This is a genomic window from Deltaproteobacteria bacterium (assembly GCA_009692615.1).
Classification (GTDB): domain Bacteria; phylum Desulfobacterota; class Binatia; order UBA9968; family UBA9968; genus DP-20.
In genome coordinates, this window is sequence record SHYW01000064.1 from 1 (window position 1) to 22,496 (window position 22,496).

Sequence of the window (22,496 nt, forward strand, 5' to 3'; positions counted from 1 at the left end):
ACGCACACACTTGGCCTATATCGAACCAACTCCAACAAGGTGGGGTTCCGCTATGGCCAGGTTTCTAACTTACGACCTCAACCCAACGCACTACCCTGACATAATCGCGTTGCTGTTAACATGACATATTGACGTTGCCACGACACGCGGCGGTTGATTGGGTAGTGGTTCAGTTGCGCCAATCCTTGTAGGGCGCGGACCTATGTGTCCGCCCGTCCGGAGGGCCGACACGCAGGTCGGCCCCTACATTGAGATGCGACGTGAAAATCAAACTGAACCATTACCGTTGATTGTCAGGCGCCGGCAATGATATCGGCATCTATTATAGAGAGAGACAGTCATGAATCGCTTCTCCCCCAATCCCAATCTGGCCCATCTGATTCCATGGTTCGAGTCGGAAGCCGAAGCGTTGCAAGCCGCGCGCGCTGGAGACAAACCGATCATGCTTTTTCTCTCGGCGTTCTGGTGCCGCTATTGTCAGCGCATGGATGAAGGCGCGCTTTCCGACCGGGAAAATTTGGCATTGCTCAATGCTTACTTCATCTCGCTGCGCGCCGAGAACGCCATGCGGCCCGACATCGACGCGCGCTACAATCTAAACGGCTGGCCGACTATCGCGTTCTTCACGCCGGGCGGCGAATTGCTCGCGGCGGCGAATTTTCTTTCCAGCGAAGATTTCCAGGAGCTGCTCCTGAATGTTTACTTAGCCTATCAGCAGAAGACTGCGACGGAGCGTCTAGCGCGCGCTGAGGCCGCTACCGAATCCGTTTTGGCTAACAGCGCGCGAAATTATCAGCAGATGCTCACCGAGATCACCGACTCGATCATGGCCTTGGCGGATCGTCAGCATGGCGGTTACGGCCGCGGGCAGAAATTCATCCAAGCCGACGCCAATGAATTTTTGCTGGCGCGTTACGAAGTAACCAAAGAGCCAGCGTACCTCGAACATGTTCGTCTGACCTTGGATCGCATGCGCGCTAGTCCGATGCATGACACGGAAGCGGGCGGCTACTTTCGCACGACCACCGGCGCCGATTGGAGCCAGCCGCACCGGGAAAAATTGCTCGTGGAGCAAGCGGGGCTGCTAGCCAATTGCCTGCGGGTGCATCGTCTCAACGGACTTCCTGAGTACGCCGAGATGGCCGAAGAAATCATCGGCTATCTCGATGGCAAACTGTTCGATGCGGCGACCGAAACTTTTTTTGGCTGTGAGGATTGGTTGCGCTATGAGCCGCCCGCCGTTGGCGGCGAAGAGTTCTTCACGATCATCGACCACTGCGTTTACACCGACGCGAATGCGCTGGCGGTCTGCGCCTATCTGGATGCGGCGGTGCTGTTAGATAAGCCGCAGTGCCGCGAGCGCGAGCGCGCGCGCGCCACGTTGGATTTTCTCTGGCAACGTTGCCGCAGCGACAGCGGCGGGATGTTTCATTACTTCGATGGTGAGGCTCATGTGCCGGGTCTTCTTCAAGATCAAGTGCAGATGGGTTTGGCGCTATTGCGGACCTATCAAGTGACGGGAGATGCGCAATACGCGGAACGGGCGCGTTGGTTGGCGGAGTTCATCTTAATCGAAATGAAAAATTCCGCCGGCGGTTTTTACGATATTCGCGCGCATAATTCGGCTTTGCTCAAGCTTCGATTGACTTTGATCGAACAGAACGGCGCTGCCGCGTCATTCTTCCTCGCGCTGGCCGAAGCGACAGGTGAAGAGAAGTATCGTGATGCGGCGCGATGGGCGTTTCAGTATTTCACCGGCAATTTCCAAGAGTATGGAATTCACGCCGCGAGCTTCGGGTGCGCGCTGCAGGAATATCTTCTGCACCGCACAGCATCAAGAAGACATAAGTGAAGGAGGTGACGATGCCGGAAACGCTATCCGATATATTCGTATCCACCGAGCCGACGCTGCTCACCACCGGTTGGGGCCGTGCTGAAGGCCCGCTGTGGCATTCACAAGGTCATGTGACCTTTGTCGATTTGGAAGGGAACCGGCTTTTGCGCTGGGACACTAATGGATCGGTGACGGTCGTGCGGGAGAATACCGGCGAGGGTAATGGCTGCACTCTAGATCGCCAGGGCCGGCTCATCATGTGTGAAGGCGCCGATCATAGGCGCATCACTCGCATGGACGCAGATGGCACGGTCATGACCATCGCCGAGCGTTGGCAAGGCAAACGATTTAATAAACCCAATGACGTGGTGTGCCGTTCCGACGGCAGCATCTATTTCACCGACCCCGGTCTGCGCGTTCCAGCCGAGCTGCGCGAGATCGGATACTCCGGCGTCTTTCGCATCGACCCCACTGGCGATGTGCACCTGGCCACCGATGAGTGCGAGTATCCCAACGGACTCGCGTTCTCTCCCGACGAGTCGATTCTTTACGTCGCCATCAGCCGGCTCGACGCGCGCTGCTTCGGCGAGTCAGAACGCGGAGAAGTTTGTCCGCACCGGCGCATCCGCGCCTTCGACGTTGCCACCGACGGAACTTTGAGCAACAACCGTGTGTTCTGCGACATGTCCTCGGCGGCGCCGGGCGTCCCCGACGGCATGAAAGTCGACACCCTGGGCCGAGTGTTTTGTGTCGGCTCCGGCGGCATCTGGGTTATCGCGCCATCGGGTGAAGTCATCGGCATCCTCCGGACACCGGAAGTGGTTCGCAACCTCGCCTTCGGCGGACCGGACTTTCGCACGCTCTATCTCACGCCGCGCGGGTCGCTTGCTAAACTTGAAGTTAGAATGCCGGGGATTGGGGCATTCAGCTTGTCCGAGTAGCCCCTGCGCTGTATAAATGGGAACATTCTCGATTGATGACTCGTAGATCGCAGCCCAAACCAGGAGGGTTCAAATGATTCCGCCTACTCGTCACCCGCTAATATCAGTGATTGTTTTTGCGTGCCTTCCATTTCACTCGGGCCTCTTCGAGGCTGAAATTCTCGGTGACAAGCCGAAACACCTTTCCGGCGTCAGTTCCGTAGCTAACGATCAGGCGATTACAAAAATGATCTGGTCGCCGGGGTTGGATGATGCCTTCGTGCCACAAGGACTGGCATTTGCTGATGGAGCGATATTCATTGGCGCGTATCAAAGCGCCAACCCGAGCGTTGATCGGGGGCAATGCCGAGTGTTCAAAGTCGACCCCCAAACCGGCAAGACCTTAGGATTTTTCAATTTGCCAGATGATTGTGGTCACGCCGGTGGCCTGGTCTTTGTCGGCAAGGGAGTTTTGGTTGCTTCGGATACGCGAAGGCTCTACAAGATTGAAATCGACAAGGCGCTAGCGGCACAGAGCGCGGATGCGGGGCTTTTAAGCACCGTTCGCTTGAGCGGCGAAGTGAAGGGCTCCTTTATTGATTTTGATGGCGCTTCGATTTTTTCCGCTTCTTCAGAAAAGGATCAGAGCAAGGCGCGCGGACATTTTTTTCCACTGAGCATATTTGATACGCACAAAGGTAAAACCATCAACCAAGACCTGGCTGTAAGGACACTCCAGATAGGCGTGGAAGGACAAGGCGCGGCCTATGATCGAGAAGGAAACCTTTGGTTGTCTTTCAGTAGCAGCAAGTATGGGAGTCTACAAAAGACCGACCCGAAAACCGGTCAGATACTAGCGGAATATCGCATGCCAATCGGGATTGAAGATTTGGCTTTCGACGACGAGGGACGGCTTTGGGCAGTTTCTGAAGCGGGTACGCTCCGCTGGTCCAAATGGTCGCAAAAATTCCCAGTGGTATTTCAGATCGATGTTTCCAAACTAAAATAGATGACAAAAGTTAGGATCAGCGATTAACTGGGAGCATCTTAGGTACGCTGCGTCCTAACTGGATATAGTCCTGTTTGGGCCACTCTAGTTTATGACGGTTAAGGAATTCGCTCACAGTTTCTCGGCAAACTGTTTGCCGCCCACCGAGTGACAGCCAGATAGGCCTGTCTCAATTTCTTTACCCCCTGATCCTCATCTCCGCCGCCAGTATCCGGTTATCCGGCGTGCCTTTCCAAATCACATTGCGCGCGACGCCGTAGATTTCCGATAGTGTATAGAGCGGCACAAACGGCGCGTCGTCCATGATTTGGCGGCCGGCTTGCTGCAAGATGGTCACGCGTTTTTTTTGGTCGGCGGTGCGCTGTTGTTCTTCGATGAGTTTGTCGACTTCGGGGTTGCTGTAGTTGACGCGTTTGGTGATACCGGTGTGGAAGTATTGATCGTAGAAGGTGTCGGCGTCAGACGCCGTGCGGCCGGCGTAGTAAAAGGGCAGCTTGCCGCCGTTGACGCCGTCTTTGCCCCAGTAGACGGCGTATTCCTGGCCGACCAGTTCGATCTTGACGCCGACTTTCGCTAACTGATCGGCGATCACTTCGCAGACTTCGCGGCCTTTGAGATGGCGGTCGGGTGAGAAGTGCAACTTGATCTCGAAGCCGTTGGGATAGCCGGCCTTAGTGAGAAGTTCGCGGGCTTTTTTCGGATCGTAGGCGTAGCGTTTCGCCGCTGGATCGAAGCCGGTCATGTTGGCGGCCAGCGGTCCGTTCAAAACTTCGCCGTTGCCGGAAAATACATGCTTCATCATCGGTGCCGGATCGATGGCGTGGTTGATCGCTTGGCGGACCAATTTGTTGTCGAACGGTTTGTGCGCCACGTTCATCGCCACGAAGTACATACGAAAGCCGGGAATCTTCTCGACTCGGGTGCGCGGATGTTTGGCGACGCGATCGATTTCTTCGATGGGCAAATTGCTGACCACGTCGGCCTGGCCTGAAAGCAGACCGGCGACCCGCGCCGATTCTTCCTTCACGCTTTTTAAAATCACTTCCTTGATCTCCGCCTTGGTGCCCCAATAATCGTCGTTGCGCGCCAGGACGAGATTGCCGCTGCGCTGCCAACCGACGAATTTATAGGGCCCGGTGCCGATGGCGTAGTTGTCGGCTTGATCGCCGTATCTTTCCGCGGCGGCTTTGCTGATGATGTAGCGCGTGTCCAAGCGGTCGAGCAGCAGCGACAGCGGCTGTTTGGTGTTGAAGACCACGGTGAAGTCGTCGGGAGTTTCGACTTCCAATTCTTGAATGTCGCCGCCCTGCAGGCTGCGCTTGTCGGTCTTCATGCGCTCGATGGAATAGGCCACGTCTATTGACGTGAACGGCGCACCATTGTGAAAGCGGATATTTTTTCTCAACTGAAATATCCAGCGCCGCCCTTGAAACTCCCAGGCATTGGCGAGCACGCCGACATATTTTTGCCGGCTGTAATCCATGACGATCAGCGGCTCGATCATATGCAGCCAGATGCCGTTGATGCCGCCGCCGCTATAACCGTAGGGATGGAGCGAGTCGAGACTCACGCCCTGGTAAATGACCACGCGCTCGCGCGATGCCGCATTGGCAATACGCTGCGTTGCGGCGAGACTCCAGCCGGCGCAAGCGGCGGCGGCGCTGGCGCGAATAAATTGTCGGCGCGATAAACGCGAATCCTGTTCAGCCATATGAAGACTCCCAGTGAGCGTCGAAGAGCTAATTTGCTCACCGCATATAGCTACAGACAAAGTCCAGCGTCAAGTTCGTTGGCGCCGGTAAAACTGGACAATCGACCCGGTGAAGGATAAACAAAGGCAACAGTTTGAACCGTCGAGCCATGACTGCGGACAATATTCGCTGTCAAAACGAAACTATGTTGCGGCTAAAAGTTTTTCTCGTGGGCGCGCTGCTGTCGCTGCCGTTGGGCGGCGATGCCGGCGCCGAGCCCGTGGTGCTTGGCTATTCAGCGGTGACTTCGGTGTTCTTGCCGTTCTGGATCGGCAAAGAGATGGGTTTTTACAAGAAGGAAGGGCTCGACGCCCAGCTCGTTTACATCGCCAGCTCGACCACCATGGCACAGGCGATGTTCGCGCGTCAGGTGGCGATCTCGACGGTCAACAGCGGCAGCGTGGTAACCAGCACACTGCAAGGCGGCGATCTAGTGTTGATGGGCGCGATCATGAACGCGGCGTCGTTCTACATCATCAGCCGGCCGGAGATCGCCAGCGTTCAAGACCTGCGCGGCAAAAAAATCGGCGTCACGCGCTTGGGCTCGTCATCCGATTTCGCTATCCGCGAATATTTGCAAAAAAATAAATTGAATCCGAACCGCGACGTCACCATCGTTCAGGTCGGTGGCATGCCGGAATTGGCCGCGGCATTGAATAACGGTTCGATCAGCGCGGCGCCCTTGTCGGCCCCCAGTTCGCATATCGCTGAACAAAAGGGCAATCGAATCATCGCCAACTTGGCCAACGAAGGAATTTACTTTGTCATCGCCGGCATGACCACGACGCGGCGTTTTTTAAAGGAGCAGCGCGGCGACGCCAAAGCGTTTCTGCGCGCTTTCGGCCGGGCGACCCAATTCATGCATCAGCAAAAAGACGAGGCGAAAAAGTATTTAACCAAGTTCGCCAAGATAGACGATCCCGGCATGCTCGAAGGCAGCATGAAATACGCCTACGACTTCACCGAGAAAATTCCGCTGGTGAAGCGGGAAGGCGTTCAGGTGGTGCTCGATCAAGAAGCCGTGAAGAATCCCCAGGCGAGAGAATTTACCGTCGAGCGATTCTACGACAACAGCTTAGTGCAAGAACTGATCAACGAAGGATTTTACAAATCGCTTTGGGGCAAGTGAAAGGAATTCGCGATGAGTAGAGATTACGCGCCCATCGACGCCGACGGTCATGTGATGGAGACCGACGACGAGTTGCGCCGCTATTTACCGGCGCCGTTCGAAGGGCGGCGCGCGTTGACCGCGCTGTTTCCGTCGCTCGACGGCTGGCCGCGCAGCACGCGCAAGGCGCCCGATCCGACGCCGGGTTTGAAAAAGTGGCGCATGTTTTTGGACGGTTCCGGCGTGGCCGGCTCGGTGCTCTATCCGACCATGGGTTTGGCGATGGCGCATATCAAGGATGTTAAATGGGCGGCGGTGATGGCGCGCTGTTACAACGATTATCTCTACGGCGAATATTTGCAGCACGAGCCCAAGCGTTTATTCGGCGTCGCGCTACTGCCGGTGCAAGATATTTCCGCGGCCGCGGAAGAATTAGAACGCTGCGTCAAAGATTTGCACATGGTCGGCGGGGTGATTCCGGCGGCGGGCTTAAGCAAAGGCCTCGGCCATCCGATGTACGATCCGCTCTATCGCGCCGCTGTGCGTTTGAATGTGCCACTGGCGGTGCACGGTGGGTCGAGCGCGGGTTTGGGGTTGGATCTATTCGATTCGTTCATCAAGATTCTCGTCATGGAACACGCGGTGGCACAGCAGATTCATTTCACCAGTTATTTGCTCGACGGCGGGCCGGCGCGCTTTCCAACTTTAAAAATGGCCTTCCTCGAAGCCGGCGTCGGTTGGGTGCCTTATTTGATGGAACGGCTCGACGAGAAATATGAAAAGCTGCCACAGCAGGCGCCGCTGTTGACCAAGGCGCCGAGCGACTACGTGCGCGATGGCTCGATCTATTTTTCCTGCGAGCTGGAAGAGAAAATTCTGTCCTACGTCGTCGGCTTGGGCTTGGAGAAAAAAATCATGTACCCCTCCGATTACCCGCACGAACGGCCGACTCTCGACGAGTTCCTCGCCGACATTCCGCGCTTTCGTGCGCGCAAAGATTTGTCCGACCAAGCGAAGCAGTTGATCCTGCGCGACAACTGTCGCGAGTTTTATGCTCTGCCGGTGTGATCGAGTTTTTTGTTATCCAAGTCTTACGATGATGACTCGGCAAAATATGTCTTCATGGCGAGTGGGTTTGGCGTTCTCTCGCCCCTTTAGTAATGGTTGGGATAGGGGTGCTCGCACCAAGCGCAGAAAATCCTAATTCGGCAACCAGCAAACCGCGGCGATCTCGCTCAACTCTCTTCTTAACTTCGTCCACGACTGCGCGCCATCGTCACTGCGATAAAGATAACCGTAGCGGCTCGCGGCGAAAATAATGTTCGGATCGTCCGAGTTCGTGCCGAACGTCCACATCGTCGAGTTGGGCTCGACGGGTAACGGCAACAGTTTCCAGCTCCGGCAGAAATCGTCCGACTGCGCGATGGCGCCGGAAGAACCCGGCGTGAAATCGCCGAAGCTCAACAAGATTTTCTTCGGGTTCACCGGATCGACGGAGATGCCGCGCAGATAATTTTCTTTGCGCGGATAATCCCAGGGCAAACACTTTTGCATATCGCGCGGTTCCCAGCTCTTGCCGTTGTCCGTGCTCGCGTAGATTTCCCGGTTCGCCATGACGAACGCCGTCTTCGGCGGCCCGGCGGTGACCGCGACGTTGTGAATATCGCGCCGCCCGGTGACCTCGACGATACTCCAAGTGTCGCCGCCGTCACTGCTGTGGCGCGCGCCGTCGACTTCGAGGCCGGCCCAAATATGGTTCGGTTCCAGCGGATCGACGGCGATGCCGGTAAATCTCGGCGTGCCCACCGCTTCGCATTCCGCCGCAACCTCTACGGGCCGTTTTTCCCAACTGCGCCCGCCGTCCTTGGAACGAAAGAGCATCGCCGGCGTCGGCGTGCCGGTGCCGACAAACATAGTGTCGGGATTGACCGGATCGATGCCGATCACCCAGACGTAGTGCGGATTGAGCGCCGAATCGAGGTACTTCCAATTGGCGCCGCCATCCTCGCTGCGATAAAGCCCCTTCTCCGTGCCGGCAAAAAGTATCTTATGATTCTTGGGATTCATCGCGATGCAGCGCACCGACGCTTCATAAGCAAATCCCCGCCGCGGTCCGATACGCGCCCAGGTCTGGCCGCTGTCTTCGCTGCGCATGATGCTTTGGCCGATGGTGCCGACGACGATCGTAACGTCTTTCATAATTCCTCCTAAAACGCTTCGCGTTGTTTCGGGTTTAGGGTTTCGGGTTAACTCGAAACACGAGACCCGAAACTCGAAACATTTAAATATTCACCCGATGCATATCCTTAGTGCGCGGTCCCGCTGCGGCGCCTTGGGGGAAAATCCCATCGAGCCGCGCCAATTCTTCTTTGCTGAGCTTGATCTCGGTCGCCTTGATGTTCTCTTCCAAGTGCGCGCGAGTTTTATTGCTGGGAATCGGAATCACCGCATCGCCCTGCGCCATCAACCACGCCAACGCCAACTGCGCCGTGCTGCAGTTTTTTTCCCGCGCTAGTTCTTCGAATTTTTTTAACAGCGCCAAATTTTTTTCCAGATTGCCGGCCTGAAAGCGCGGATGATTGATCCGGCCATCGCCGTCGCTCATATCTTTGACATCGTGCACCGTGCCGGCGAAAAAGCCGCGCCCCAGCGGCGAATATGCCATGAAGCCCATGTTGAATTCGCGGCAAGCCTGCACGTTGCCGCCTTCGGGATCGCGCGACCACAGCGAATATTCCATTTGCAACGAAACGATCGGATGGATTTTGCGCGCGCGCCGGATCGAATTCGCGCTCGCTTCCGACAAACCGATGTAACGCGTCAGGCCGCGCTCGACCAGCTTCGCCATGGCGCCGACAGATTCCTCGACTGGAATATCGGGGTCGACCCGCGACATGCAGAAAATATCCAGCGCATCGACGCCCAAGCGCTTCACGCTTTGCTCGCAGTTCTGCGTCAAATATTCCGGCGTGCTGCCGCTGCGACTGCCGCTCGCGTCCGGCGTGCGCGGGCTGCCGGACTTGGAGTGAATCACGATGCGCTCGCGCCGCCCTTGGAGCGCCTTCGAGATCAACTCATGATTATGCCCTTGCCCATAGCTCGCAGAAGTGTCGAGAAAGTTGATGCCGAGATCGAACGCCTTATGCAGCGTCGCGATCGACTCATTATCGTCCGCCGGCCCATAGGTGCCAGACATGCTCATGCAGCCCAGCGCCAAGCGCGAGACTTTAAACTCCGTCGAGCCGAATGGAACATACTCCATAGATCCTCCGTGTCGTGCCCAGAGTTAGCGCAGGTGGAATCGATAAGTCAAACTTACGAGAATGCCGGCGTCAATCGGTGCCGCGCTACTTGCCCAACAATTTTTTCATCCGCTCGATCACTTCAGTGTCCTTGGTAATCACTTCCTTGGCGAGTCGTTCGAGTTCCTCGCCCGAGGTGTACTCGATATCGATGCGGCGCTTCTTGGCGTCGGCCAAGAGTTCCGGATCGTTCAGTGTTTTCACGAACGCCTCGCGGAGAATCTTGACCAGCTCCGGCGGCGTTGCCGGCGGCAAGACATAGGGACGGCCAAAGCCATTGGACGCGATCAGCAAGTTGGCCAACTTCTTGATCGACTCGGGCGCCTTGAACTCATCTAACAGCTCGTAGACCGTCGGCACGTCGGCGAGCCGCGGCTCGCGCTTGCGATGGGTCTGCACCACCGCACGGGCAAAGCCGCTCTTGCGCCAGTTAGCGTAAACGTCGCCGGTGAACCAACCGGCGATGGTAAAGGCGCGGCACTGAACTTCGTTGCGCTCCGCCGCCAGGTCGATTTCCGGTCCGCCGGGGTAGCCGGAGATAAGGGTAAATTTCGTGCCGATGCCGTCATTCAAAAGTGTCGGCAAATAATGGCTGGTGCTACCGGCGCCGGTGGAACCGCACTTGATTCCTTCTTTGCGCGCGTCAGCCATGGTCTTGAACGGCGCGTCGCTGCGCAGGTACATCATGTCTTCCGAGCGGTCTGGGCTGCCGACATAAATATACTTGGACCAGTCGAACTGCACGTCCTTGTTGCCGCCCAGTTGGTTGAAATAGAGCGCCGCGTTAACCGTGCCGAAGGTCAAACCATCGGGCTTGGCCACCGAGTACACATAGTTGGCGCCGATGATATTGCCGCCGCCCGGCATGTTCTGCACCAGGACTTCCGGCTTGCCGGGAATATGCTTGCCGATGTATTGCGCCACCAGCCGGCCGTACAAATCATAGTTGCTGCCGGCGGTGCTGCTGACGATCAGCCGAAGCGTCTTGCCTTGATAATAAGGCGCTTGGGCATAGGCACTCGTTGTCGACGTTAAAATTATCAGCAGAATGAAACCGAATGAATGCATCGTTTACTCCTTATTGCCCGTGGACCCTCACTGCAAAGTCTCCTAGCAAGATTGACAGCGCAGAGCAATCTCATTAAAAGGGATCGCATCGCATGACCGCGTGCGGCGCGGCCGATTTTAGCCAGCAACGTCAGCGGGACCGAAGGAGAACAATATGGGAAAGCACAAAGCCTCACTCTACATGACCATCGCACTAGTGATCTTATCGATGATGCAAGCGGCCGGCGCCGCCGAGAAGCTCGACAAGGTGCGCTTCACCTACGCACCGCTGTCGGCCAGCGGTTTTCTCTGGTTTGTCGCCAAAGACGCCGGCTACTTCGAGAAAAACCGCCTCGATGTCGACATGTATTTTGAGGGCGCGTCGCCGATCATGGTCCAGTCGATTCTCGCCGGCGAGAACAACTTCGCCGGCGGCTTAGGACCGACGGCGGTGACCAACGTCCTGCAGGGCGGCGATGTCATCCCGGTCGCCTGCATCACCCACACCTTCACCACGCCGATGTACGTCCAACCGTCGATCACCAGCTTGCAGCAACTGCGCGGCAAGAAAGTCGGCGTCAGCCGCATCGGCGCGGTGTCGCACCTGACCGCCGATTCGATCCTGCGCCGCGCCCGGGTCGGTGACGTAACGATTATTCAAACCGGCGGCATTCCCGAATCCATGGCCGCGGTCATGACCGGCAACGTCGACGGCGCCATGGTCAACCCACCGAACAATATCATTCTTAGAGAAAAAGGCTTCCGCGAACTGGTCGGCGCGAAACAGCTCAAAGAGATGAACCTACGCTTTCCCGAGAACGGCGTCATGGCCAAGCGATCCTGGGCCGAGAAAAATTCCGACGTCGTCAAAAGATTTATCAAATCCATCGCCGAAGGCTTGAAGCGCATGCATGACGACAAAGATTTCGCCATGAAAACCTTGGGCAAGTACACCAAGGTCACTGACGCGAAATCGCTCGAAGAAAGCTATCGATGGGGTATCGATAGTTTCTTCAAAGACTTCAAGACGCCGGTCGAAGGCATGCGCCTCATGGTCGATCAACTGGCCTCATCGCGCATGATCGACCCGGCCCTGGCACAAAAAACTCCGCTCACCGCGTACTATGAAAATCGCTACGTCGAGGAATTGGAGAAAGAAGGCTTCTTCAAGAAGCTCTGGCAGTAGGCGGGAGATTCCAAATTACAAATTCCAGATTCCAGGTTACCGGAATCTGGAATATTGAATTTGGAATATGGAATTCAGCGCAAGGTAGGAACCTAATGAAGCTTGAACTGATTGCCGCTGCGGCGTTGATTTTTTTTGCGCTGTGCGCTGCCCCGGCGCTGGCCCAGGACAAACCGAAAATCTACGTCGGCCCGTCGAGCAAAACTCTCGGCTACAGCCCGCTGTGGGTAGGTTCGAAAAAAGGCTTTTTCGAGCAGCAAGGGCTCGACGTACAAGTGGTGGTGCTGCGCGGCATACCGATGGTCGTGCAGGCCTTGGCCGCGGGCTCGATCCAATTTGCCTCCGGCGGGCCCGAGCCGTTTATGGAGTCGAGCGATCGCGGCCTCGACTTCATCATCACCGGCGGCGTCATCAACGGCATGACCGCGGCCATCGTCGCCGGCAAGAAATACAAAACCTTCGAGGATCTGCGCGGCACGACGATCGGCTCATCGTCATTGACCGGTGGCACGGTCACGGCGCTACGCGAGGCTCTGCGGCAAAAAGGTTTGGAGTACCCGCGCGATTATAAAATTCTCGTCGTCGCCGGCGGCTCACCGGGCAATCTCGCAGCCATGCAGTCGGGGCAAATCTCCGCCACCACGGTCGCCGTGCCGCTGAATTTCGCCGCCGAAGAGTTGGGCTTCAACACGCTGGGCCGCCTGCTCGACGCCGTGCCGCAGTTTCAATCCGCTGCCCTGGCGACGCGCCGCTCCTGGGCCGAGAAAAATCGCCCGCTCATGGTGCGCTTCATGAAAGGCATGGTGCAGTCGATGCGTTGGATGCACAACAACAAAGAAGCCACAGTGGAATTTTTGACCAAGGATATTCAGCTGAAGCCAGTCCACGCATTAAAAGGCTGGGAATACTACACACAAAACCGCATCTGGCCCTACGACGGCGAACCGAACATGGAAGGCATGAAGCACAACATCAAGACCTACTACGAACAAACCGGCGCCAAAACCCCGGTGCCGGATGTGTCCAAGTTTGTCGATATGAGTTATCTCAATGAGGCGTTGAAGGAGTTTGGCAAGCGCTAGCACTGACGCCGAATCCGCCGGCTGACACGCATCCACGTTGACTATCGAGGTCTCTGTGACATTTACAACTTCCATGTCGTGCCGACCCTTGGCAGTGCAATCACGGTCGGAGTTAAGATGTGATAATAGGGACGAAAATGGATGGTAATTTTCGACGTTCGATTGAAGATATCGTTGAAACTTTAACAAACGCGAAGGCGAGGAACAAAAGGTGTGCCCTGCTAATTGGCGCTGGCTGCTCCGTAAAAGCAGGGATTCCCACTGCCAATGGCTTTGTTGAAATCATCAAAGAACGATATCCACGAGCTTATGACCGCTCGGCCTGAGTGAACGTCGCGACCTGATCGCGGAGTACGTCGATATCGCGAAAATAAACTGGGCTCACGTATGTATCGCTTTGCTCATGCAGTCAGGATTTATCGACCGAGTTTTGACCACCAATTTTGACCCATTGGTTGTTAGAGCTTGCGCTCTTCTCAACCAGTTCCCCGCGGTTTACGATTTTGCAGCGTCGCAACTTTTGAAGTCTGCCGACATACCGGACAAATCCGTCTTTTATCTGCACGGTCAACGTAGCGGCTTTGTCCTTATGAACACGGTGGATGAATGTAACGCTCATTCAAAACTTATGTCTCCAGTGTTCGAGGACGCCGGCCGTGGCCGGCTCTGGATCGTTGTCGGATACAACGGCGAGAGCGATCCGGTATTCGATCACCTGGCCGGAGTTCCTCGCTTCGACAATATGCTTTACTGGATAGGCTATGGCGACAGTGAACCGGCTAAACATGTCTCGGAAAAACTGCTGCTAACGGATAAAGACGCGTTTTACACCAACGGTTTCGATGCCGATTCTTTTTTCGTCTCTCTGACTCAGAAATTAGGAATTTTTCCGCCGCCATTCATCGCGAAGCCTTTTTCGCATCTAGGCAGCACATTACAAATGCTTACTCCCTACTCTCCGCCGAATCAGGACTCGGCAGAAGACGTTACGGAAATCGCTCACAAGTGGATCCAATCCGCGGTGAAGCAGTTTGAAGAGGACCTTTCATCCAGCAAAAGGAAAAAATCTCGAACAGGGACGGCCGTAAGGTCGCTCGGAGCGGTTGCGCAAAAACTCTTGATGGCGGGCAAGTATGACGAAGTCGTCGCGTTGCGACAGCACTATGACAGAGCACCCACCGAGGAGTTCGCCGAACTATTGTCATGGGCATATCTGATGCAAGGCAACGCCCTTTTATCTCAAGCAAGGACCAAGACCGGAGATGAAGCGGATAGACTCTTCGCTCTAGCCGCTGAAAAGTTTCAAGCCGCACTGGCCATCAAACCCGATATGCATGAAGCGCTCAACAATTGGGGCAGCGCCCTTTCTGATCAAGCAAGGACCAAGACCGGAGATGAGTTCGATGCGACGCTCGACGCAGCAAAACAAAAGTTACTACAGGCGGAAGCTATCAAACCTGGAGTTGGCAGTTACAACCTAGCGTGTGTTAGCGCGTTGAAAGGAAAGGAATATGAGGCTCAGAAGTGGTTAATGCAATGCCAGCAGCAGGGCCAACTGCCGACGCGCGAGCACCTAAACCAGGATCACGACCTGGACAGCATCCGCGACACGGATTGGTTTAGACGTTTTCTTGAAACGCTGAGAGACTAATTAACCAACGGCTTCACATTCCACGCACCGCCGGCATCACTTCCTCAGCGCACAGCCGCATCGACTTCAGCACCTTATCCTGCGCCAAACTCCCCGACGCGATATTGAGCATCAGCTGCTCGGGATGCATCGCGTCGACATAGAACTTGATCTTCTCGAAGCACTCTTCCGGCGTGCCCCAGACGGCCTCCTCCCCGACGTCACCGTAGATCTGCCAGATACACTCAACCACCGGCACCGCACTGCTCCTCTCACCGCGCCGGGATGATCGAGAACCTGCCAATCCGGCTTGGCCGATAGACTTGAAAATCGCGCCGGTCGAGCGTGAAGACCTTCAACAGCTTTTCCCGCTCGGCGACTCGAACCAAGGCGGCATCGGCGAAGTCCATGGGAAGATCGCGGTACTGCCGCATCAGTGCCTTCATGCGCGGGACATCCGCTTCATCGAGTGGCAGGATCGAAACCGCTCCCGTTTCAATCAATTCGCAAAGCGCGCTTTGCGCCACCGACGAAAATCTCAGCAAATGCATCGCCTCGGTCAGCACAGGCCAAACGGTCACCAACGTTTCATTGATCGCCTGAAACGCGGTTTTGCAGCTCTCATGCTTGTCGTCGTCTTCATGGAGCAACGCGACCAGCGGCCCGGAATCGACCAGAATCATTTGCGCTTCTTTCGATCCGCCACCAGCATCTCATAGAATCGATCGCCAGTACGCGTCGAAAGATTGGGTGGACCACCCTTAGCGCAGCCGATCAAATGCTTGACGAGATCGTAAGGGCGCTTGCGGCTGGCAGCCTCTTTCTCGCGTTCGGCCAACACGCCGATAGCGTCGCGGATGACCTCCGACTTGGATTGCCGGCGGTTTTTGGCCAGGCGATTGACCACTGACTCGGTCTTGCTATCGAGACGTACGCTCAAGGGCATAAGCTAATCCTCCATGTCATACGGGATTGTACTACAAAAAAACCACATGCCTCAAGCGCGGCGCCTCTCGATTGAAATGCAGATTGCTGAACAGCGGGCTGAAACGCCGAGTGCTTGTTATCAGACCGGCCAGATCATGCGGCACCCAAGTCATTTTGACATGCGCCGCAACACCGGAACGACTTCAGCCGCGCATAGCCGCATGGACTTCAGGACTTTATCCTGCGCCAAACTCCCCGACGCGATATTGAGCATCAGCTGCTCGGGATGCATCGCGTCGACATAGAACTTGATCTTCTCGATGCACTCTTCCGGCGTGCCCCACACGGCCATGACGTTCGCTCCCTCGTCAGCCACAGCTTGGCGCGCTTTTTCCGGCGTGCAGAGTTTTTCGAAGGCTTCGCGCGAAGCGCTCTTGGTGGCGTAGGTACGAATCGTTTCGGTTTCCACCGGACGGCTGAGCCTGCCGCGCAGAAAGACATCGGCTTGACTGGAAAGCGCCAGCGCGCCGTTGGCGATCGCTTCTTCGCGATCTTTGGCGACATGCACGTGAATGCCGAGCACCACATCGCTCTTACCACCCGCTGGCAAATTTTTTCGATAGGTCTCGGTCAAGCCGCGCACTAAATTGAAGGGAATGCCGAGATAGCCCGGCTGAACCAAGCCTTGCCCGACGTTCCCCGCGAAGCTCGCGCTGTCCGGCGTGGTCGCCGCCGCGGTGTAGATCGGCGGATGCGGCACTTGCACCGGCGGCGGGCTGAGTTTGAAATCGCGGATCTGCCAGAACTCGCCGTCGAGCTTTTCGATGTACTCGCCTTTGAAGATTTCCACCAGCATGCGGATGCCTTCTTCGAAGCGCGCGCTGCTGGTGGCGGCATCGACGTTCATACGATTGATCACCCAAGGATGGCCGCGGCCAATGCCGAGCATGATCCTGCCATCGGTCAGTAAATCCGCGGCGGCGACTTCGCTCGCCAACATCGCCGGATGGTGGATCGGCATGCTGACGATGCCGGTGAGAAAACGAATCCGCCGCGCCCGCTGCGCCGCGGCAACGTAAAGCCCCAGAGGAAACGGCGAGCAGGAAAATAAATCCTTACCGTAGCTCTCGGTGATCGAGAAAAAATCGTAACCGAGTTCATCGGCGGTATAAATCTGCTCCAAGACATCGGCGTAAGTCTGCTGCTCCGACTTCCCAGGGTAGGAAAACTCTGTGAACAATCCAATCTTCATTTTTGGTTCTTCAGGCTTTCGTGTGGCTAACCGCGGAGGCGCGGAGGGCGCGGAGTAAAGAGTTTTTGATTAAAAAATACTCCTATCTCTGTGAACTCTGTGCCTCTGTGGTAAATACATCTTCACAGGAAACCCGGAAGAGCCTCATTTTTTAAACGGTTTGAACTGCTTGAACATTTTGAACGATTTGAACGATTTGAACGATTCGTTACGATCCGATCACCATGGTCGTCCCGACGCTATTCGGAGTGAACGCTTCAGGAAACTCGCGCGCGATCAGATGCGTCGCCTTCCAACCCGTACAGTGCTGCGGCACGATCACGCTGGGATTGAATTCCTTGAGCGCTTGCACCGTCGGCTGAATGATCGGCTCGAAGATCGGTCCGGTCAAATGAAAGCCGCCGATGACCGCGTGAATTTGCTGCACCCCGGTCATGTCGCGGGCGCATTTTAATGTGTTGACCACGCCGGCATGACCGCAGCCGGTGAGCACCACCAGCCCTTTGTCTTTGACGTTGATGACAATCGCTTGGTCGTCATGAATCCACGGATCGGGCTGCCACTTGCCATCGATCAGCGCGACTTGATTGGGGTGGCCTTTTTCGAATGGCGTCGTTCGCGGGATTTGCCCGGTCACCAGCGCGCTGCCGCCGATCAACATGGTCGGCCCGCGCTCCTCGATAATCTGCACGTCTTCGCCTTCAAGATCCTTTTTACTCGGCGGGATATGTTCCGACTCGTGACCATCGCCCTGAATATTTTTTCGTTTCAAGTATGCGTCGGGATGAAGCACGATCGGCACCCGCGGCCGACCGAAGCGTTTGATAAAACCCAGCAAGCCGCGGGTGTGATCGGTGTGGCCGTGGCTTAGAACAACCGCGTGAAGCTCGTTGCCCTTGATATCGAGCACATCCATATTATGCAGCACGCCATCGACCGTCACGCCCGTGTCGAACAGAAACGAGTCTTTGTTGCCATCCACGTACGTCGTCACCAGCATCGACACGCCATGCTCGGCGCGCAATTGCGGCCGCGCGTGGGCGTTGCTGCCGCGCTTGTGGCGCTTGGCCACCGGCGTGTTGCCCATCAAGACATCGATGGAATTGTCCATCACACTCAAGATCTCAACGCGGTCAACCGGCTTAAGAACAACTGTGGCCACGGCGCCTCCCTATTTCACATCACGCTCAAATGGTTTCTTGAGCATCCAGTTGACGATCTGTTCGACGGTCTCGGATTCCTTGCCGAAGAAGCCATGTTGGCTGTACGCTTCGCATTCGGTGGATTGCGGTGGCAGGCCGCCCCAGACGGTGATCAGCGGGTAGGTTTCCGAGAGCCGCGCGGCATCGCCGTAGAGCGTGAATTGGCATCGATCGCTGACATGGTGCGCGAATAGCAGCGGCACTTTGATCGATGCGAAATCGAACTTGCTCAACCCCGGCCCAGGCTCATTGGATCGCGCCGGCACCGCGCGGAACAGCGAGGAAGTCAGAACGACGCCACCGAGCTGAGCGCCCAAGCGCGCGCCTAGCGCCGCCGCCGAGATCGTGCCCCGGCTGGTGCCGATGAGAAACACCGCTACGCCGGGAAAGCGCTTGTTGAGATCGCCGACCACGGCCATTATATCCGTGAAGTGATCTGCGCCGAGACGAAACTCGTCGGTCATGCCCCGCCCGCGCTGCTGATCGCTCGGCGCGTCGACGATCGCCGCAACGACGCCGCGCTTGATGAACTCGGAACGGCTACGGACGAGAAAATTGCCACCGGCAAACTTGGGTTGGCCGCCTTCGCTGCGCAGTTCGATCCATCCACCGGAACCGGGAAACAAAACCGCGATCGCTTGCAGCTCTTTGGGCATGCTGGTGAGGAAATAGGACTGGGTCACGTTGCCGCGGGTGGGCAGCGTGACGATCTCTTGCTGGGCGACGGCGACGCTGCACAGACTGGCAATCCAGGAAGCGACCATGATGCGAGTAAGACGGCTCATAAATTTGCCGCGAAGATTATTTCTTGACCGACTTATATGCCTGCTCGATGTTCACCGGCAGCCGGTCTTGGCCGGCCCAGCTGGCATACTCCGGCATCTTGAGCTCTTTCTTGACCTGATCGAGAGTCATTCCCTTGGCCGCCATCTCGCCGACCCGCTTCATCAGCAAGGTGTAATAGCCCTCATATTCGTCGAAGATTTTCGTCGTCGTCGGCTGGCCATGGCCGGCGATGACGACTTCCGGGTTGAGCGACTTCATGAGTTTATAGCTCGCCAGCACGTCGGGGATGACCACCGTGGGGCGCATATTGATGAAGGTTCTGACGTTGGCCGCCGATGACGCGAACAACACCCGCTCCTTGGGCATCCAGACGGCGGTGTCGGCAAAGCTGTGAACGTTTTTCAAGTAAATCACGAAGGTGCGCCCGCCAACGTTGAGCGTCATGCGGTCCTTGTACTCGATATGGGGCGGGATCATTTTCTCGCCCTTCACGGCCTCGGCCATCTCGGCGGACTGCTTGGCCAATTCTTCGGACCGTTTGGGGTTGTATTCCTTCCTCATGCCAGCGCCGGCGCCTTCGGCGTTGATGATCCGCGCCGGCGGCGAAAAGACGAAGTGATTGCCGGTATGATCGCTATGAGTCTCGGTGTCGATCAAAAACAAAATCGGCTTGTCGGTGACCTTGCGAATCGCCGCCATCATGTTGCGCGAGTGCAGCGGGCTATTGCAGGCATCGATCATGACCACGCCTTCCTCGGTGACGACAAAGCTGCATGTGGTCGTTCCCTGGTCCGGCGCGAAGGTATAAATGCCGTCCTTGATCTTGTGAAACCCGGGACCGAGATCCACCGCGCCTTGCTGCACCGCCGCGCAGGAAGCCAACGCCAGCGCCGCGACGCCAACCAACAGTGCGGTAAATAAATCGCCACGCTTGAAATGCTTCTTCATAATATTCTCCCTTTAGGAATGAGTTCATGGCACGAGGCTACGCGAAACCCCAGCCGACCGTCAAGCGGCACTGAATAAAACACAATAGAAGACGAGCGCAAAGCCGGCGAACCGCCCACGGCGGTTTTGGAGCGCATCAAGAAAGTGTTGGGCGAGTAACATAGCCGGAGCGGGGGTTTTCACCACAGAGCTCACAGAGCACACAGAGATTCGGAAAGAGACAAGAAATTATTTTCTTAAATTCTCTCTGTGGTTCCGAACTCTGTGTTCTCTGTGGTGAGATTTTTCCGAGCACGCCCCATTCAATCGATGCGGTTCGCCGACTCGCCACAGCCTACTTGCTAGGGACGCTTTGCCAACACGCGCGGACCGTAAAGCTTGATCGAGTTGTCCCACAGGACTTTTCGTTTGCTCTCGTCCGAGATCGGCTGGGCGGCAAACCACGGCAAAACTTTCTCCGGATCGGGCGCATCGGGATGAGGATAGTCGGTATTCCAAACCAGATTGTCGTCGCCGAAAAACTTGACCACGTCGTCCAAGCCCGGCTCGTCCGGGTCGGCGGAAATCACGCACTGGCGCTTGACGTACTCGCTCGGCTTCATCGGCAGCCCTTGGCCGAGAATCACGCGCCGGCCGTGGGAGTGATCGTCCATGCGCGGCAAAAAGAAATTGAGCCAGCCGGCGTTGGATTCCAAGATGCCCAGCCGCAGCTTCGGGAAGCGATCGAGGATGCCGGTGAAAATAAAGTGCGCCAGGGTGATCATGTTGTCCATCGGAAAGCCCATGATATGATCGAGCGCCGCGAAAGGGCCTTCTTGGCCGCCGTGCAGCGCCAGCGGCCGAAACGGCGCGGCGCGCATGTGGCGCGACTCGCCGTGGATCGAAATCGGAAAATCCAAGTCGCAGGCCAGCTGCCACAACGCATCGTACTCGCGATCGTGCAACCACTTGCCCTGGGGCAATAACGGATTGCGCACCGAAACCGCGCCGAGTTTTTCCACGGCGCGGCGCGCTTCGGTCACCATGGCGGCGGTGTCGCCAGCCGGCAGTGTCGCGGTAAATTTCAGGCGTGCCGGATCGGCGCTACAGTAATCGTGGCACCAATTGTGATAGGCGCGCGCCATCGCCGCGCCGACATCCGGATTTTTCAGTGACGTCTCCATTATCCGGTTGCCGTTGGTCGACAGAATCACCTGAATGTCCCAACCGAAACGGTCCATGTCCTTGAGACGAATCTGCGGCGACCACCATTGATTGTAGGCCTCGCCGTATTTATCCATCATCCACTGATCGTGATGCGCCGGGATCGGCCCGCCTGACACCAGCGCATCGGATAGTTTCTCGTCCTTGGCATAAACGTAAAAATTGCGCTGCATGCCGATCACTCGCGGCACCCGGTCGCGATAGGCCGGCTCCAGGTAGCGCTCCCACATGTCCATCGGCTCATGATGGTGCGCGTCGGCGTCGATGACTTTAAATCCGTTCCACATAACGGCATCCCCTGTTCAAAGTTCCGGGTTCACATATGGAAAATTCAATCTCACCACGAAGGACACGAAAATCACGAAGTTCGGAAAATAAATTATCCGAACCCTTCGTGTCCTTCGTGCCTTCGTGGTGAAAAACCCATTCCCATTTGGTTGCGGCGGCGGCGCCCTAGGCTCTCTGTGGTGAGGTCTCCGAATTTCCCAGTCGACGGCTACGCTTTGACAAACCCATGCTTGCGGAGAAACTCCAGAACATGCCCATCGAACGTCGCCGGGTCTTCCAAGCAACAGGCATGACCCGCGCCGGCGATGGTCCGGTGCTCGGCGCCGGCGATGCGCGTGCTCATGTCTTGGCTGCGCTTGAGCGAATTATCGAACTCGCCGTTCAGGATCAGCACCGGCATTTTTAGCTCTGGCAGGCGCGAAGTTAAGTCGCGATTTTGCAGCGCGTTAAAAATCTCGGCGATGGCCGGAGCACTCAGGCGCGAGTCCATCTCTGTGTGCATGCTAAGCAAATACTTCCCCAGCTTGGTCCGCGGAAAATCCTTGCTGACCAGATCGGTGAGATGCTGAATGTGAAATTTATCGACGCCCTGCTGCATGTAACCATCGATACGGCTCTGATAGCGATCCCCCGGCATGCTGCTGCAGCCGACTAGAATCAGCGCCTTGAAAATCTCCGGATGATCGAGCCCCAACTGCAAACCCATGACACCGCCGACGCTGACGCCGGCGAAGACCGCTTCAGCAGCGCCTTCCTGCCGGCATACGGCGACGACATCTTCGCACAAGTCGGTAACCGTGACCGGCACGGCCGGCTTATCCGAGTAGCCATAACCGCGCAAATCGACGTTGATCACTTTGAAGAACGTAGAAAAGTGCGCCACCTGATACAAGAACATGCGCCGGTCGAACGGGTTGGCGTGCATCAAGACTAACGGGAAGCCTTCGCCGGAAACTTCGTAGTAAGTCTTAACTCCGTTTCTTGTGCTATAGGGCATGGGCTCGTTCCGAGGACAAGTGAA

General features: G+C 56.5%; 21 protein-coding genes. 8 read left to right on the forward strand and 13 right to left on the reverse strand.

All coding sequences use genetic code 11. The features are described from left to right. Positions 1–340 precede the first annotated feature (340 nt). From EXR70_15550 to EXR70_15560, 3 genes are all read left to right on the forward strand, one after another. The gene (locus tag EXR70_15550) at positions 341–1,852 is read left to right on the forward strand and encodes a thioredoxin domain-containing protein (protein ID MSP39902.1); all 1,512 of its coding nucleotides are present in this window, start codon (positions 341–343) and stop codon (positions 1,850–1,852) included. A gap of 11 nt (positions 1,853–1,863) precedes the next feature. Beyond that, positions 1,864–2,775: an SMP-30/gluconolactonase/LRE family protein gene (locus tag EXR70_15555; protein MSP39903.1), complete on the forward strand. Its 912-nt coding sequence runs from the start codon at positions 1,864–1,866 to the stop codon at positions 2,773–2,775. Positions 2,776–2,848: 73 nt separating this feature from the next. Further along, the gene (locus EXR70_15560) at positions 2,849–3,763 is read left to right on the forward strand and encodes a hypothetical protein (GenBank protein ID MSP39904.1); all 915 of its coding nucleotides are present in this window, start codon (positions 2,849–2,851) and stop codon (positions 3,761–3,763) included. A gap of 178 nt (positions 3,764–3,941) precedes the next feature. Here the strand turns inward: EXR70_15560 and EXR70_15565 are convergent, their stop codons facing one another. After that, positions 3,942–5,474: a hypothetical protein gene (locus tag EXR70_15565; GenBank protein ID MSP39905.1), complete on the reverse strand. Its 1,533-nt coding sequence runs from the start codon at positions 5,472–5,474 to the stop codon at positions 3,942–3,944. A 149-nt stretch (positions 5,475–5,623) separates the two neighbouring features. Between EXR70_15565 and EXR70_15570 the strand changes: the two genes are divergently transcribed. Together EXR70_15570 and EXR70_15575 are read left to right on the forward strand one after the other, a co-directional pair. Next, positions 5,624–6,643, forward strand: a complete 1,020-nt coding sequence (locus EXR70_15570; GenBank protein MSP39906.1) for an ABC transporter substrate-binding protein — start codon at positions 5,624–5,626, stop codon at positions 6,641–6,643. A 12-nt stretch (positions 6,644–6,655) separates the two neighbouring features. Next, a complete protein-coding gene (locus EXR70_15575; protein ID MSP39907.1) occupies positions 6,656–7,690 on the forward strand; it encodes a hypothetical protein in 1,035 nt (344 codons plus the stop codon). Positions 7,691–7,822: 132 nt separating this feature from the next. Here the strand turns inward: EXR70_15575 and EXR70_15580 are convergent, their stop codons facing one another. The 3 genes from EXR70_15580 to EXR70_15590 all read right to left on the reverse strand — a co-directional run bounded on the left by EXR70_15580 (position 7,823) and on the right by EXR70_15590 (position 10,992). Beyond that, positions 7,823–8,824, reverse strand: coding sequence for a hypothetical protein (locus EXR70_15580; GenBank protein ID MSP39908.1), 1,002 nt, complete (start codon positions 8,822–8,824; stop codon positions 7,823–7,825). A 79-nt stretch (positions 8,825–8,903) separates the two neighbouring features. Beyond that, positions 8,904–9,884 (reverse strand): aldo/keto reductase, encoded by a 981-nt coding sequence (locus EXR70_15585; protein ID MSP39909.1) that lies wholly within the window; start codon positions 9,882–9,884, stop codon positions 8,904–8,906. 85 nt (positions 9,885–9,969) lie between these two features. Next, positions 9,970–10,992 (reverse strand): hypothetical protein, encoded by a 1,023-nt coding sequence (locus EXR70_15590; GenBank protein MSP39910.1) that lies wholly within the window; start codon positions 10,990–10,992, stop codon positions 9,970–9,972. Between the two features lie 154 nt (positions 10,993–11,146). Here EXR70_15590 and EXR70_15595 point away from each other — a divergent pair, with 154 nt between their 5' ends. From EXR70_15595 to EXR70_15605, 3 genes are all read left to right on the forward strand, one after another. Further along, on the forward strand, positions 11,147–12,157 hold the full coding sequence (locus EXR70_15595) for an ABC transporter substrate-binding protein (GenBank protein ID MSP39911.1): 1,011 nt from the start codon (positions 11,147–11,149) through the stop codon (positions 12,155–12,157). Positions 12,158–12,252: 95 nt separating this feature from the next. Further along, positions 12,253–13,239: an ABC transporter substrate-binding protein gene (locus tag EXR70_15600; GenBank protein MSP39912.1), complete on the forward strand. Its 987-nt coding sequence runs from the start codon at positions 12,253–12,255 to the stop codon at positions 13,237–13,239. Positions 13,240–13,642: 403 nt separating this feature from the next. Next, the gene (locus EXR70_15605; GenBank protein MSP39913.1) at positions 13,643–14,890 is read left to right on the forward strand and encodes a hypothetical protein; all 1,248 of its coding nucleotides are present in this window, start codon (positions 13,643–13,645) and stop codon (positions 14,888–14,890) included. A gap of 13 nt (positions 14,891–14,903) precedes the next feature. Here the strand turns inward: EXR70_15605 and EXR70_15610 are convergent, their stop codons facing one another. The 9 genes from EXR70_15610 to EXR70_15650 form a co-directional block, all read right to left on the reverse strand. Beyond that, complete coding sequence (locus EXR70_15610; protein ID MSP39914.1) at positions 14,904–15,128, reverse strand: hypothetical protein; 225 nt, start codon at positions 15,126–15,128, stop codon at positions 14,904–14,906. A 13-nt stretch (positions 15,129–15,141) separates the two neighbouring features. Then, the gene (locus EXR70_15615; GenBank protein ID MSP39915.1) at positions 15,142–15,552 is read right to left on the reverse strand and encodes a PIN domain-containing protein; all 411 of its coding nucleotides are present in this window, start codon (positions 15,550–15,552) and stop codon (positions 15,142–15,144) included. Next, positions 15,549–15,815 carry a CopG family transcriptional regulator gene (locus EXR70_15620; GenBank protein MSP39916.1) on the reverse strand — a complete coding sequence of 89 codons (267 nt, stop codon included), beginning with the start codon at positions 15,813–15,815 and terminating at the stop codon, positions 15,549–15,551. The genes EXR70_15615 and EXR70_15620 overlap by 4 nt, the downstream gene beginning before the upstream one ends. Positions 15,816–15,965: 150 nt before the next feature. After that, on the reverse strand, positions 15,966–17,048 hold the full coding sequence (locus EXR70_15625; protein MSP39917.1) for an LLM class flavin-dependent oxidoreductase: 1,083 nt from the start codon (positions 17,046–17,048) through the stop codon (positions 15,966–15,968). Between the two features lie 208 nt (positions 17,049–17,256). Next, the gene (locus tag EXR70_15630) at positions 17,257–18,210 is read right to left on the reverse strand and encodes an MBL fold metallo-hydrolase (protein MSP39918.1); all 954 of its coding nucleotides are present in this window, start codon (positions 18,208–18,210) and stop codon (positions 17,257–17,259) included. A gap of 9 nt (positions 18,211–18,219) precedes the next feature. Then, the gene (locus tag EXR70_15635) at positions 18,220–19,035 is read right to left on the reverse strand and encodes a hypothetical protein (protein MSP39919.1); all 816 of its coding nucleotides are present in this window, start codon (positions 19,033–19,035) and stop codon (positions 18,220–18,222) included. Positions 19,036–19,051: 16 nt separating this feature from the next. After that, positions 19,052–19,984: an MBL fold metallo-hydrolase gene (locus tag EXR70_15640; GenBank protein ID MSP39920.1), complete on the reverse strand. Its 933-nt coding sequence runs from the start codon at positions 19,982–19,984 to the stop codon at positions 19,052–19,054. 341 nt (positions 19,985–20,325) lie between these two features. Continuing rightward, positions 20,326–21,474, reverse strand: coding sequence for an amidohydrolase (locus EXR70_15645; protein ID MSP39921.1), 1,149 nt, complete (start codon positions 21,472–21,474; stop codon positions 20,326–20,328). A gap of 209 nt (positions 21,475–21,683) precedes the next feature. Continuing rightward, positions 21,684–22,472: an alpha/beta fold hydrolase gene (locus EXR70_15650; GenBank protein ID MSP39922.1), complete on the reverse strand. Its 789-nt coding sequence runs from the start codon at positions 22,470–22,472 to the stop codon at positions 21,684–21,686. Positions 22,473–22,496: the final 24 nt, after the last annotated feature.